Origin of the sequence: Candidatus Erwinia haradaeae (assembly GCF_900698985.1) — a bacterium.
Classification (GTDB): domain Bacteria; phylum Pseudomonadota; class Gammaproteobacteria; order Enterobacterales; family Enterobacteriaceae; genus Erwinia_E; species Erwinia_E haradaeae_B.
Genome location: NZ_LR217730.1, coordinates 448,178 through 463,331, shown reverse-complemented (window position 1 = coordinate 463,331; position 15,154 = coordinate 448,178). Strand labels below are relative to the sequence as shown.

Annotated in this window: 7 protein-coding genes; 3 read left to right on the top strand and 4 right to left on the bottom strand. The window is 30.0% G+C overall.

The window, feature by feature from the left end:
- Positions 1-278: 278 nt before the first annotated feature.
- From leuS to holA, 3 genes are read left to right on the top strand one after another with little or no spacing between them, the layout of a single operon-like run.
- Positions 279-2,861, top strand: a complete 2,583-nt coding sequence (gene leuS / locus ERCIPSPA2889_RS01475; RefSeq protein ID WP_157989105.1) for a leucine--tRNA ligase — start codon at positions 279-281, stop codon at positions 2,859-2,861.
- Between the two features lie 14 nt (positions 2,862-2,875).
- On the top strand, positions 2,876-3,409 hold the full coding sequence (gene lptE, locus ERCIPSPA2889_RS01470; RefSeq protein WP_157989104.1) for an LPS assembly lipoprotein LptE: 534 nt from the start codon (positions 2,876-2,878) through the stop codon (positions 3,407-3,409).
- A 60-nt stretch (positions 3,410-3,469) separates the two neighbouring features.
- Positions 3,470-4,507: a DNA polymerase III subunit delta gene (gene holA / locus ERCIPSPA2889_RS01465; protein ID WP_157989103.1), complete on the top strand. Its 1,038-nt coding sequence runs from the start codon at positions 3,470-3,472 to the stop codon at positions 4,505-4,507.
- Positions 4,508-5,318: 811 nt separating this feature from the next.
- Here the strand turns inward: holA and dapE are convergent.
- From dapE to ERCIPSPA2889_RS01445, 4 genes are all read right to left on the bottom strand, one after another.
- A complete protein-coding gene (gene dapE, locus ERCIPSPA2889_RS01460; protein ID WP_157989419.1) occupies positions 5,319-6,446 on the bottom strand; it encodes a succinyl-diaminopimelate desuccinylase in 1,128 nt (375 codons plus the stop codon).
- 516 nt (positions 6,447-6,962) lie between these two features.
- On the bottom strand, positions 6,963-7,937 hold the full coding sequence (lpxM, locus tag ERCIPSPA2889_RS01455; protein WP_157989102.1) for a lauroyl-Kdo(2)-lipid IV(A) myristoyltransferase: 975 nt from the start codon (positions 7,935-7,937) through the stop codon (positions 6,963-6,965).
- A gap of 2,564 nt (positions 7,938-10,501) precedes the next feature.
- Positions 10,502-13,102: a type I DNA topoisomerase gene (topA, locus tag ERCIPSPA2889_RS01450; RefSeq protein ID WP_157989101.1), complete on the bottom strand. Its 2,601-nt coding sequence runs from the start codon at positions 13,100-13,102 to the stop codon at positions 10,502-10,504.
- A 1,400-nt stretch (positions 13,103-14,502) separates the two neighbouring features.
- Positions 14,503-14,904: a DNA polymerase III subunit psi gene (locus ERCIPSPA2889_RS01445; RefSeq protein ID WP_157989100.1), complete on the bottom strand. Its 402-nt coding sequence runs from the start codon at positions 14,902-14,904 to the stop codon at positions 14,503-14,505.
- Positions 14,905-15,154: the final 250 nt, after the last annotated feature.

The following is a 15,154-nucleotide window of genomic DNA, read 5'->3' as shown; positions in this document are numbered from 1 at the left end:
TTCACACAGATAATTGTAAAACTAAGATACAAGAAATATAAAAAGAAACTCATAAAAAAAGCTTTAACAATAACCATAAATCCTTCTCTAAACACTAAAAATATTCATTAAGCTCTGATACACTCAGGTAACCTTTATCTACTGATGCTATACCGCATCAAAAATATTACTTTTAAGAACTGACACACATCAGTCATGATAATTTTTAGATCAATAGGATTTAGTATCTATAAATCGAGTACTAACAATTGTTTTCATCACAAAGGATCACTAGCTCCATGAAAGAACAATATCACCCTCAAGCAATAGAGGCTTATGTTCAAAAATACTGGAATCAACATGAAACATTTAAGGCAACCGAAATTAAAAATAAAGAAAAATATTACTGTCTCTCCATGATTCCTTATCCTTCTGGTTCTTTACACATGGGGCACGTACGCAATTATACTATTGGTGATGTTTTATCCCGCTATCATCGTATGCTGGGTAAAAATGTATTACACCCCATTGGGTGGGATGCTTTTGGACTTCCAGCCGAATCTGCAGCGCTTGAGAATAATACACCACCATCATCTTGGACTTATGCCAATATTAATCATATGAAACATCAATTAAAATCACTTGGCTTGAGTTATGATTGGAGTCGTGAGATTACCACTTGTCAACCAGATTATTACCAATGGGAGCAATGGTTTTTTATTCAACTTTATAAAAAAGGTTTAGTTTATAAAAAAACTGAACCAGTTAATTGGTGCCCTCGCCATATGACAGTATTGGCTAACGAACAAGTTATTAATGGTTGTTGTTGGCGTTGTCATTCTCTTGTGGAGAATAAAAATGTCCCGCAGTGGTTTATGAGAATAACAAATTATGCTGAGGAATTACTAAATGATCTCGAGACTTTAAAGGAATGGCCTGAAAATGTCAAAACTATGCAAAAAAATTGGATTGGGCGCTCTGAAGGGGTGGAGATTGATTTTAAAGTTTTAGATAGCACTGAAATAATCAAGATATATACTACGCGACCAGATACTTTAATGGGAGTAACATATATTGCAGTAGCAGCAAATCACTCAATAGCTAATATAGCTGCTATTCATGATCCATCTGTAGTAAACTTTATTAATAAATATTATAAAATCAGAGCATCTAAAGCGGATAGTGTAAAAATTAACAAGACAGGAATACTGACCAAACTGGTAGCGAAACACCCTCTGACAGGAGACTTATTGCCGGTATGGATATCAAATTATGTCATAATGGAATATGGCACAGGTGCTATCATGGGAGTACCAGGTCATAGTCAAAATGACTGGGAGTTTGCTCAAAAATATCATATACCTATTAAATCTGTTATTCTCTCTACTGATCATAGCATTCTAAATCTTGCTCGATGTGCAATGACAAAAAAAGGCACGCTATTTAATTCTGGTGAATTTAATGGTTTGTCATGTGAAAAAGCCTTTATTATGATAGTTGATAAAGTAATTAAAAAAGGTATAGGAAGACGAAAAATAAACTACCGCCTAAAAGATTGGAGTGTATCACGTCAAAGATATTGGGGCGTACCAATCCCAATGATTACTCTAGAAAATGGTGAAATTTTACCTGTTGCAAATAATCAATTGCCAATTATGTTGCCAAAAAACAATCTCTCTAATGATGTTACGAATGCTATAAAAATTGATGAAACATGGGCTCAAACCATCGTAAATGGTCAAAAAGCCTTTCGTGAGACTGATACTTTTGACACCTTTATGGAATCCTCTTGGTACTATGCGCGTTATACCTCTGCTAACTATAAAAATGGAATGTTAGACCTATCCTCTGCTAACTACTGGTTACCGGTAGATTGCTATATAGGAGGAATTGAACATGCTACTATGCACCTTCTTTATTTTCGTTTTTTTCATAAACTTCTACGTGATGCCGGACTAGTAAATTCTAATGAGCCTGTAAAACGTCTTCTCTGTCAAGGTATGGTTTTATCTGATGCTTTTTATTTTACCAGTAACCGAGGAGAGCGTAGTTGGGTATCAGCCTCTAATCTCATCATTGAACGTGATCATAACGGAAAAATCCTACATGCTGTAGATAGAGATGGTAATAAATTAGTTTATGCCGGTATGACTAAAATGTCAAAATCTAAAAAAAACGGCATTGACGTAACAACAATGGTAAACCGTTACGGCGCTGATACTATTCGATTATTTATTATGTTTGCAGCACCGATAGATATGAGCTTAGAATGGAAAATCACAGGGGTTGAAGGAATGCAGCGATTTTTAAAACGGCTATGGAAATTAGTTTGGCAACATACTATGCTAGGTATTCCAAAAATTCTTGAGCATCCTATATATTATTATGAACAGAAAGTCTTACGTCGTCATTTGCATCAAACGATTAGAAAAGTATCTAGAGATATAGGACAGCGTCAAGCATTTAATACAGCTATTTCTGCTATTATGACAATAACAAAAAAACTAATAATTGCACCACAAAAAACAGAAACCGATCGTATGTTAATGCAAGAAGCTCTTGTCGCTATAGTCCGTATGCTACATCCATTTACCCCTCATATTACCTTTATACTATGGCAAGCCCTTGGAAGAAAAGAAGCTATAGATTACGCTCCATGGCCTCAAGAAGATAAAATTGCAACGATTGAAGAAAATCAATTAGTAGTGATTCAAATTAATGGTAAGATTCGTAGTAAAATTATATTAGAAAAAAACTTAAAACAGGAAGAAATACAGAAACGTGCTAAAAAAGATCCTATAGTTTTAAAATATCTTCACGGTACTCGAATTAAAAAAATTATTTATGTACCAGGAAAAATACTTAATTTTGTACTTACTTAAATTAGAAGGGCATTTTGCAAAAACTATTGGTTTCTTTATTTTTTAGTATCTTTATATGGAGTATCAATGGATGTGGATATCATCCATATCACGCTACTGAAATACCATTCGAAATGAAAACGCTTACTCTAGACACAGAAGATCCATACGGTCCGCTGGCTATGACATTATATGAGGCACTTCAACTACATGGTATACATGTGATTAAAAGAGAAAGAAAAAATATAAAAAGAGCCTCTATACGATTACAAAAAGAGGAGATTAGTCGTAATACACTTTCTATTTTTTCAGATGGAAAAACATCCGAATATTCAATTATTATGACTATTTTTATACAAGTGATCATTCCTAATAAAGGAATATATCCAATAACATCAACAATATCTCGTTCATTTTTTGATCACCCATATGCTCCTTTAGCAAAAGACACTGAACAAAGTATTATCATTAATGACATGAGGATGCAGGCAGTGGAAAACTTAATACATCAATTTTCACAAACTTATTATACGACAAATCGCACTACCATTCACTTGCGTAATAATTAATCATTAGAACATATTTATGTTATCCCTCGTGGGTATCATTAACATAGAAAAATACAACCTATGCAAAAAATTTATCCTGAACAGCTTGATGCTCAACTTACCAAAGGCTTAAAAACGTGCTATATGTTAGTTGGTAATGAACTTTTTTTGTTAGAAGAAGCGAAAAATATTATTCGCGCCGCTGCTCAAAAACAGGGCTTTACAGAATACTTAAAGATTGAATTAAATAAAAAAACAGATTGGCAGAATATTTTTATAATTTGTCAATCATTTAGTTTATTCAATACCCGTCAAATATTTTTACTTATATTTCCAGATTGCGATCCCGGGTCTTTTATAAACACACAACTTATGCAACTGTCTACCTTCATTCATCCTGATATCTTGCTAATACTTCAAGCTTCCTCATTCTCTAAAAAACAAAAAAATACTAAATGGTATAATAACCTATCTGTAAATGCAGTAGAAGTTTCATGTCATACAATGGAATTCAAAAAGTTATCTATTTGGATATCAGATAGAGCAAAACAATTAAATTTAGAAATAAATGACGAAGTACACCAACTTTTATGCTATTCTTATGAAGGTAATTTGCTAGAATTATCAAAAGTACTAGAACAAGCCTTAATATTATGGCCTAATACGAAAGTCACTGCAGGACATATTAAACAAATCATTCATAATTCAGCGCATTTTACTATATTTAACTGGTTAAATTCCGTGCTGGCAGGAGATGGTAAACGAGCAATTCACATCTTGCATAAAATAAGTTCGGAAAATACTGAACCAATGATTCTGCTACGTATATTACAGCGTGATCTAACATTACTTCTCATTATAAAAAGAAAAATAACATATACTCCACTACATATTATATTAAATCAGCATCGAATATATCAACAACGCCGTACTTATTTAACTCTTGCCACCCAACGCCTGTCAAATATAAATTTTCTATATGTATTTCATCTCATGCGTAACATAGAACTAAAATTAAAAAAAAATTTTAACCAATCAGTATGGTTAGAAATAGAAGTGTTAACAATGGTATTATGTGGATTATGTTACCCGCTAAATATTAATATAAGCTCATTATAATCATTAAATAATAAGTGACTCTTTTTTATAAAAGATGCTACTTAAAAAGTATAACAAAAAAGATAACAGAGAAAAATATTTACTAAGTAAAATAAAATTTACGAAAAATCAAAACATTAAACTCAATTAACTACTTTTGAGAAAAATAATACACCCAGTTTAACATTGTGATTAGTATTAAGATAATATAAACAATAAAATTACCCAATATTTATCCTAATACTTCATTTAAGATAATCTGTTAATCAGCTATGAATTGATGTATAGATCTTTGTATTTTTAAGAAACATACGATAGTCATGACAAAAATATAATTTAGCTCCGAACACAAAATTTATAATACATATATTCATTATACATAGAAAGAATGTATCATCATTTAAGTTTTGCAAATCTATCTAGTAAACAATTTAAAAAGATTAATTATTAGTATATACATAGTAATTTTATTAATTACTTTATTTTTGTTTTTTCTATACTATTTTTTTATATATTTATCAATGTTCGAAGAACAATTAGTAATACATGGTACAATTAACGTAAATGTGCTAAAAATAATCTTTAATCAAAAAGAAGAAGATAATAAAAAAACTTAATATATTATATTAAATAGTATTTTTCATAAAAATGAATTATTCTAAAAGAGTAATCCTAAACAATAAATAATCTATAGAAGAATAAATCTAGCACTGTTAATATTTTTTTAGGTTCAGTCTTTTCAGGTCTGTTTAAATCATAAACAAAAATCCAATCATTAATAGCACCCCTAAAGTTACCTATATTATTTTATTAATATCATCATGCTACTTTATTAAATCATAAGCTGCTCCATGATACGCTGATACATTTGACTTAACACTTGCAAGTCTGATGCTTCAATACATTCATTACTTTGATGAATAGTGGCATTTACTAACCCTAACTCTACAACCTGAGCTCCCATTTTTTTAAAAAAATACCCATCAGAAGTGCCACCAGTCGTTAATATTTTTGGAGCACGGTTGGTATACTGCTTAACTGTATTAACAACTACATCTATTAGATCACCACTGAGGGTTAAAAATGGTTTCCGCATAGCCTTCCAGGTAATATTATAACGGAAATCATATCGATTACACAACTCCTGAACACGTCGTTTAATTGATAGTTCTGTAAGTTGCGGGCTAAATCGAAAATTTAATTTAATAAAGCAATCTCCTGGAATAATATTACTTTCACCAGCTCCAGCCTGTATATTTGAAATTTGCATGCAAGTCGGTGGAAAAAATTCACTTCCTGTGTCCCATTGAGTAACGAGCAACTCATGAAGAATTGGGATTGCATGATGTATTGGGTTATCAGCAAGATCTGGATAAGCAATGTGCCCTTGAAGACCTTGGATATGAAGATTGGCAGTAATTGATCCACGACGACCATTTTTTATTACATCCCCTACTCTTTGAGTACTAGTTGGCTCCCCAAGCAAACAATAATCTAAAGTTTCATGACGCGCTATTAATTTTTCAACTACCTTTACTGTACCATTGCTGCCGCTGTCTTCTTCATCTGAGGTAATTAAAAATGCTAACCGCCCCTTGTGCCTTGGGTTTATCGTTACAAAACGTTCAGCTGCGATAATCATAGCTGATAGAGCACCCTTCATGTCAGCCACGCCACGACCAAATAAAATACCATTTTGCATAGTAAGCTCAAATGGAGGGTGCGTCCAATATTGTAAATCACCAGTTGATACTACATCAGTATGACCTGCGAAAGCTAAACATTTCCCATGACCATGCCATGCCCAAAAATTTTTTGTATCCCCAATATTCATTGATTCAATTGTAAAACCTATCCTCTTGAGACGAGAAATTAAAATTTCCTGACAACCAGCATCATTCGGACTGATAGATGGACAGCAGATTAATCGTTTTGTTAGCTCAATAATTGGACAACTAATCATATATAAACACCTACATAATAACTTAACTAGTTAATTTATCTAAAACTTTAACATATAAATGCATTATGTATATATAAAGAAGTTTAAAATATACTGCATCATATAAAAAATAATACAAGTTATCTCCTAATGCGCCACTCATAATATTTAGAAAAAATTCTTAATTATTATCTAATCATATTTTATATATATTCGTTTTTCCTAACATAAACTATATAGATATTTTACTAAAAAAAGACCCTCCAAAATTAAAAATGCTTAATCATAAATCATCTGCTAGAATACATTAAAATAGAGTATTTGTAGGTATCTACTAGATATATCTTTAATACTTATCTTTTAAAAACTATATTTGTAATTATTAATATAATCTCTCTGTATTAAGTAATATAATACCTAAATAATCACGTTTATACTTAATCCATTTCTAAAGCCAGATCTCATTTAGAATTAGAGAAATAGAAATAAAAATACCATCACTGATGTAGTTCTCTATATCTAAAAAATTAAAATTTATTTCTTAGGATATAGATCTGGACGTTTATATGGTTCTTGATCGCCTGGTTTACGTGTTTTTAATAGTTTTAATATCCAGGTATATTGCTCGGGATTAGGGCGTACTAATACTTCAACTTCTGCATTTAATCGCCGAGCTTGTTCGATGTTATCAATAACAAGAAAATCTTTTATGAAAGGCGCTCTTAGATAAATGTCTAAAGAATGAGTCTTACTATCATATACTGGGAAAAGTGGTACAATTGTCGCGTGACACACTTTCATCATTCGACCAACAATAGGCAAAGTGGCTTTATATGTTGCAAAAAAATCTACAAATTCACTCTGTGCTTCTCCATGATCCTGATCTGGCAGATAGTAACCCCAGTACCCCTGACGAATAGAATTCACAAAAGGTCGTATCCCATCATTACGAGCATGCATACGCGCACCACATCTACATCGCACTAAATTCCAGATATAATCAATAACTACATTACTCTGATGATGAAACATAGCTGCTATTCTTTGACCTTCAGCTGCCAATAACATCGCTGGTAAATCCACTGCCCAGCTATGAGGTGCTAATAATATAACATTTTGTCCACTTTGACGTAAATCATCAATAATATCCCTTCTATGCCAATGAATACGAGATTTTGCTAAATTTGGTCTCAGCGCCAATTCAGCCATCATAGCCATTGCCTGTGACATAGTAGAAAACATGGAATCTACAATTTTTTCACGTTCTGATTCAGATTTTTCCGGAAGACAATATAACAGATTAATTAATGCTCGACGTCTAGCACCTAGAGCTAACCTGCCTATTATACGCCCTAATGCACCTAAAATTGGATCACGCAAACATACTGGTATTAAAGTTGAAATAGATAACGCAGCGATACCTAACCAAATACCCCAGTATCTTGGTAATAAAAACGATTTATGAAAAATAGGAATAAACTGAGCGTGACTTTGTTTTTTGTTGTCCATGCACTAACTCTAAAATAATAATCAACGGATAGTGTAAAAGAAGATGCATAATCAATCAAAAGACAAGAATAAATAATAAAACAAGATTTTACAAAAATAAAATATATTTATATTTTATTGAAAAAATCATTGAAATAGATCGCTATCGAACTATTTAATGCATCTTTTTGATATTCTATTAGTATAATATACTAATTTATGCTTACCTATAATTTTGAAAAATTTAAACTATATCCTATATTTTAAAAAATATATCCATTAAAAGAATAAAAAAATACTTGATCAATCTACACTCTATTTCCTTTCAGGTAGATAATAATTTTTAAAAAAAAATATCAATACCCTGATCAGATCGCAAAGATGCGGATTCATCAACATAACCTCGCCAAAATACAGAGAAAAATTCCACATACAATGACACTAATAGTAATATCAGAATTCTGACTCGAACAACACATTTCAGTAATATTTGCAGTCCAGATATTTTTTAGTGAGATACTGATTACGCGCATATTCAAAAAAATTATTTATTATCATTCTATTAATCACTTTAATAGTTATTACTACTCTCATATAGATCTGAAATATATCGATATAAGTAGTGATAAATAAAATATTTTAGATTATAATTAAACAAAAAATAATTACTCATATCAAATATTCAATACACTATAAACTAGAAAATATCAATTACTATCATAGACAGCTCACTGCTTCTACAATATTTATGAATAGATTGTTAGAAAAAAGGTTTAAAATAATAATCAATATGCGATTCTAGGGGTAGTAGAACATCATAATTCAGTTATTGTACTGATACAAAGCTCAAGTAACTATAGTAAGAAAAATATAATTTTAAAATAAATTCAACTATTATGGTTTCAAATCCCTGATAAATATATAAAAACGCACCAAAATATTTATCTAGAAAGTTTTTAATAATGATTAATAATATGTACTTTTTAAATATACATTATAACTATATCTAATAAAATTACATCAAAATTGTAATATATATTTATTATCTATTAATTTCATTAGCGTAGATTTTTAAAAAAAAATCACTATTATATAAATTACATTCATCTCCACTATAGTAATAAAAAGTTAAGTATTTTTATAGTAAATCTGCTCTGTAGATAGCAGATTTATCTTCTAGAATGTAAACATTTTTATTATCTTAGAAAAAGAAGCATATAGATTTTCTACAATTTTAGAAATATTAAAATTATAATTTTTTGTTTTTATAATATAAAGTAATTTATAATATTTTATTTTATTTTTCAATCTCATTTAAAAGAATATACAGAGATCTGAATGGTAGGTATACTTGTCATAGTAAAGAATACTTAGTATATGTATCATTACTGTATAATAACATCATTAAAAAAATCTATAATTATAATATCAATCTACATGTATCATCTAGGTATATAACAATATTATAAAAAGTCTTTACCAATACATACTTTATTAATATAATTTAAATATTAAAAAATTTTATTTTTTTAAACTTTTTTGTAAAAATTAATTTTTCTATATAATAAATGATTAATATTAATCTACTATCAATATAAGAACTAGCTAAATAATGTAAGGCCAATCCTCAAATTTATTGTCTTAGATGTTTTTATTATAATCACTGATTATATTTCTACTAAATATAATATATATAAGGTAGATCTTATCTATTCAAAAAAAAAGATATCATCTAGTAAAATTTAAATATATATGCAATATATATGCAATATATATGCAATATTATTCTGGGCTAATATCAAAAAAGTATTTGATAAAAATATTATTGCTTCATTAAAATCTCAACGAGGACACTCATTATATATCTATCCATGCATTGATTAGATTTTAGATATTGAGATTTTAAAAATCGTTATCTATCTATCTTGATCCAATACCTTACTGGGGAGTTTGTTATTTTTATTATCAACATCATATCTAGTGCAATATTATATCATAACTATCGTCAGGTTTCTCATCTATAATCACTCTATGATTTTATTATGCTTAATACGTTATTTATGTACTTATATCAGTTTTCTGATTATACTTATTATATATTATATTTTTTATAAAAATTATATGATAAAGTTAATATAACATAAAAAAATTAATCCTATATCCATTAATAAATATAAGATTAATGACTATTTATGATAAAGTTAGTGTATACATAACTTATATTATTTACTGATATATTAATCTAATATCTATAGGTAAGTATACTAAAAAACATCTCTAATGTGACAAACTATTAAAACATTATATTCTATAAAAAAATTCTTAATTTTAAAGCTATTATCTACTGAAAAGCTCATAACTTATATACAAAGTACTGTCAATCATTATAGATTATTCAGTTAATTATACATTACCTAACATAACACTTAGTAAATCTATAAAAATATCCACTAAGTAGTAATCTAATCGTTTAAATTTATAAAATTTAATTAAATCTAATACTATTCTGTTATGGAATAAAATGATTATTAAAAACATACTAAAAGTGTTTCTGGTAATAAATAAAATCCACACAAAATACATAATTACCTTTGAAACTCCTCCCATTTACCATTGATAAAATATGCAAACCAACCAGTACTTTTACCATCTTTTTTAGTACTGACATACTGTTTTTTAGTTTTTCTACTAAAATGTATTGTCGCTATATTACCATCTGTATCCACCATAGGTGCATAGGTTAAATATAACCATTTTTCTGGTAAAATATCACGATAACGTTGAAGCTCTACTACTTGGGGAGCTCTAGTCTCACGTGATTTAGGAAACGTATTAGCTGCTAAGAACATGCCAGAAGCACCATCACGTAAAACAAAAAAAGCATCTGACTTTGTACACATTAACTCTGGTAAAGGCACTGGATCTGTTTTTGGTGGAGCGATATCACCATTACGCATTATTTTTCGTGTATTTTTGCAATTATGGTTAACACAAGCAACATATTCCCCAAAACGACCTAGCTTTATAAACATCTCAGCGCTACATTTCTCACATTTCATAACAGATTTAGCATAACTTTTTATATTAAATTTACCGTATTCAATTTCATAACCATCGCATTCAGGATTTCCTCCACAAATATGAAGTTTACGCTCATGATCTATAAAATATACATCCATAGCTACACCGCATAACTTGCAACGACGCCTTACACATAATATATCTGTGTTGTTATTATTGTCATTTGATATATTCAGTAGTGTAGAGTTATCCTGAATAAGATGAATAGTCTGTTTACAGCGTAATTTTGGTTTTAAAGTATATGCACAACATCCAAGAAAGACGCCAGTTTTAGCGGTACGAATATTCATCTGTTGTCTGCATGAAGGGCATTCAATAGAAGTCTTGACTATTTTATTGGGCCTCATCCCACCCTGCGCAGGCTCTCTTTCTGCTGTTGTTAACTGCTCTCTAAATTTTATAAAAAAATCATCCAAAACCATCTTCCATTCTGCTATATTATTTGCTATCTGATCTAAGTTGTCTTCCATGTGCGCAGTAAAGTTATAATTCATTAAGTCAGGAAAATTTTCCGTTAACCGATCAGTGACTATCTCACCTATTTTCTTAGCATAAAAACGACGAGAATCAAGTTTGACATACCCACGATCCTGAATGGTGGCAATGATAGATGCATAAGTTGAAGGACGACCAATACCACGTTTTTCTAGTTCACGCACAAGTAACGCTTCATTGAATCGAGCAGGAGACTGCGTAAAATGCTGATTAGGCGAAAGTTTCTTTAAACTTAATTCACTGCCAACTACCAATTTCGGGACAATCGTCTCTTCATGATTTTTTTTCAGAGAAGGTATTACTTTCATCCAACCATCAAAGAACAGAGCGCGCCCCTTGACACTCAATTTAAAACCTTGCGCCTCTACGATTAAAGTTCGGGAATTATATTGCGCAGAGACCATTTGACAAGTAACAAACTGACGCCAGATGAGCTGATATAACTTTTTTGCATCAGCTGACATATTCTGTAGTTGAATACTGAGCACTTTGACATCTGATGGGCGAATAGCTTCATGGGCTTCATCCTCATTCCTTTGAATGCGGTATACTACCTCTGTTTTTGGAAGATATTTTATACCAAATTTTTCTTTAATATAACTACGGGCCATCACAACTGCATCCTGACTGAGATTAGTCGAATCAGTTCGGATGTATGTAATATACCCTGCCTCATATAATGTTTGCGCCATCATCATTGTGCGTTTTACACTAAAACCAAGACGCGTACTAGCAGTCTGTTGTAAGGTAGAAGTAGTAAATGGAGCTCCTGGTTTCACGGTGATCATTTTCTCTATATAATCTTTAACAATAAAACTAGATGTAGCTAATAGAGTACTAGCACCATGAATCTCAGAGGGACTTATGGGAGAAAAAGATTTTTTTAAATATTGCGTTACCTTCATTTGAAAAACAATATTATCGGAGGTTCTCAAAAAGGCATGCAGCGTCCAATATACTGTAGGAATAAAAGCTTTAATCTCACGTTCACGCTCAACAACTAAACGCACTGCTACTGACTGAACACGACCAGCAGACAATCCTCGTGCAATTTTTTTCCAAAGAATCGGTGATATCATATAACCCACCACGCGATCCATAAAACGACGCGCCTGCTGCGCGTTCACACGACACATGTTTATAACACCTGGCTGACTAAAAGCTTCAGAGATGGCAGATTGGGTTATTTCATTAAATACCACACGACTATAACGTGATTTTTCACCGCCAATAACTTCTTGCAGATGCCATGCAATAGCTTCCCCTTCACGATCCAAGTCAGTTGCAAGATAAATATGATCTACTTTTTTAGCAATTTCTTTAAGTTCTGATATAACCTTCTCTTTACCTGGCAAAATGTGATAATTAGCCTCCCAATTATTAAAAGGATTTATACCCATACGGCTAACTAACGACGTTGTTTCATTTTTTTTTATCTTTGCATGATTGCTACCAGTTGTGAAATTAGTACTTTTATAAAATGACGAGCCACTAGTAGGTAAATCACGAATGTGCCCCACACTGGGCTTCACTATGTAGTCCCCGCCAAGATATTGATTAATCGTTTTTGCTTTTGCCGGAGACTCAACTATTACTAAAGCTTTACTCATAGTCATTTGCGCCCAATGATAGCCTTATAAAAATTATGTATACCATTGTATAAAGTTAAATAATCTATTTTAAGAATATCTTTATCACATGGAATAACTTTCAACCATTAAATTTAATTCTTAATGTTCATGCATACACTTTGCTATATAATCAGCATATCTATACCTCTGGTATAGCAGGGACATTATAGTTGTTCTAATCTCTCCTGTTCCTTAAGCATCAGGCTAAAATATCAGTTATAACAACCTAAATGATAAGAATCTTAAATATTCTACTTAAATATACTATATAAGAAAATATATTAAAGACTTTCTTACTGTAATTTTATATACAAAAAAATATGTAATATAATTTTATTTATACGATATAATTGTATATAATATTGGTTTAAGTTCATCTTTTTATATTGCACTATTACAGCTTTACTATATAACCTACTATAAATTTTATCCATATAAGTAAACAGATAAAAGACCTATGTTATCTATAAAAACAGTTACACAATCTAAAAAATAATCAATAAGGATAAGAGATCTATAGCTTCAATGTAATCAAATTGATATTGACTATCTATAAAATATGAATAAAACAATTTACAAATTATTTAGAAAAAATATTTTTTTATGAAAAGATTTATACAATGTTTGTATTTTGGTAAAATTATCACAGTAAATAGTATTTATAATATATACAATATTTTATGCATCTAAACGTACCAATAATAAAAATGAAGAAATATATTGCTATATGAGTTTTATCTATGAAATGCAATCCCATGATTCGCATTTAATACTAGTTATTTCTATACCACTACAATTCTTTAGACATAGAAAAATCCAATTAATAATATTTTAAAGATACTTTCAAATAAGTCATTTATTACTATAAAGTAGATCAGCATTATGCGTGTAACTATATATTATCTAATGATATCAGGCGATAAACAAGAATAATTTACTAATATTGAAAATCATTAAATCAGTATGTATATATTTATATAATCATATAAGCACTACTAGTCTAGTAATAGACTAGATACTATATCTAGGAACCATCAGTGATATCACGTCTATATGTAGAACAGAGATTCATGATAGTAATACAAACATTTTTGTATTTATTATAAAAAACCATTTGAAGATACCCAAATTAAATAATATAAAAATCTATCAAATGTATATAATCTTACAAAAAGATATGTATTAATAAATAAGCGCTCTTCTCTGTAATGTGTCCCACATTAGAATACCTAATACCCTATCGGCATATAACAATAAACAGTAGAAGTTTTTATTTTTCACTAGTAGTTACTCTTATTTTTATACTTCAGTAAACAACTCATGCTATAGTTTATCTATATAATGGTATGATTTTATATGTATTATTTTTTAATAGAATTCTAGAGATCTAACTGATATTGATATATTTGCTTCCAAAGCGCTCGTTTAGCTCTTGGATTATAATGCAGCTCTGATAATATAGGTGACGTAAGTTGAATCCCGGTAAAAAGTTTAGAAGATTTTACACCTATAAGCCATCTATAATGATGAGCATCTTGCTGTAATAATGATAGCTGATTTGTAGTTAAAACCTGAACTTGCATTAATTTTAAATGTAAAGTTCGTAACACATCGACTACTAGTGAATCTGTTAAAACCGGCAGTCTATCTGAAACGATAACTAGACGAGTTTCCACAGGTAGCTTAATCACAATATCTCCTGCTAGAACATAAAGACGCTTCAATTTATACTGAGTAATACCTATTTTTTTTAGCAACTGATCGCGACGTCTTATGGACATACTGATTACCTATCTAATAACTAAATCCTGACGCTATTCACTAATAAATATATACGATGAATAAGGAAAAAAAGTTGTATTTATAACACTTTTTTAAAACTTTAAAAATATAATATACATATCATACCTTCCTCTAAACAATCACCTGACTTGTAGTAATTATTAGTAAAGTCATAAATCAAACTTAATATTAGAGAATACTAAAATATTTTTTTATATTTTAATATAATTTTATATTATATATAATATC

Excerpts from the sequence above, each read along its gene's own strand:
- ERCIPSPA2889_RS01445 (WP_157989100.1), bottom strand. The coding sequence starts at position 14,904 with ATGTCCATAAGACGTCGCGATCAGTTGCTAAAAAAAATAGGTATTACT.
- lpxM (WP_157989102.1), bottom strand. The coding sequence starts at position 7,937 with ATGGACAACAAAAAACAAAGTCACGCTCAGTTTATTCCTATTTTTCAT.
- holA (WP_157989103.1), top strand. The coding sequence starts at position 3,470 with ATGCAAAAAATTTATCCTGAACAGCTTGATGCTCAACTTACCAAAGGC.
- topA (WP_157989101.1), bottom strand. The coding sequence starts at position 13,102 with ATGAGTAAAGCTTTAGTAATAGTTGAGTCTCCGGCAAAAGCAAAAACG.
- leuS (WP_157989105.1), top strand. The coding sequence starts at position 279 with ATGAAAGAACAATATCACCCTCAAGCAATAGAGGCTTATGTTCAAAAA.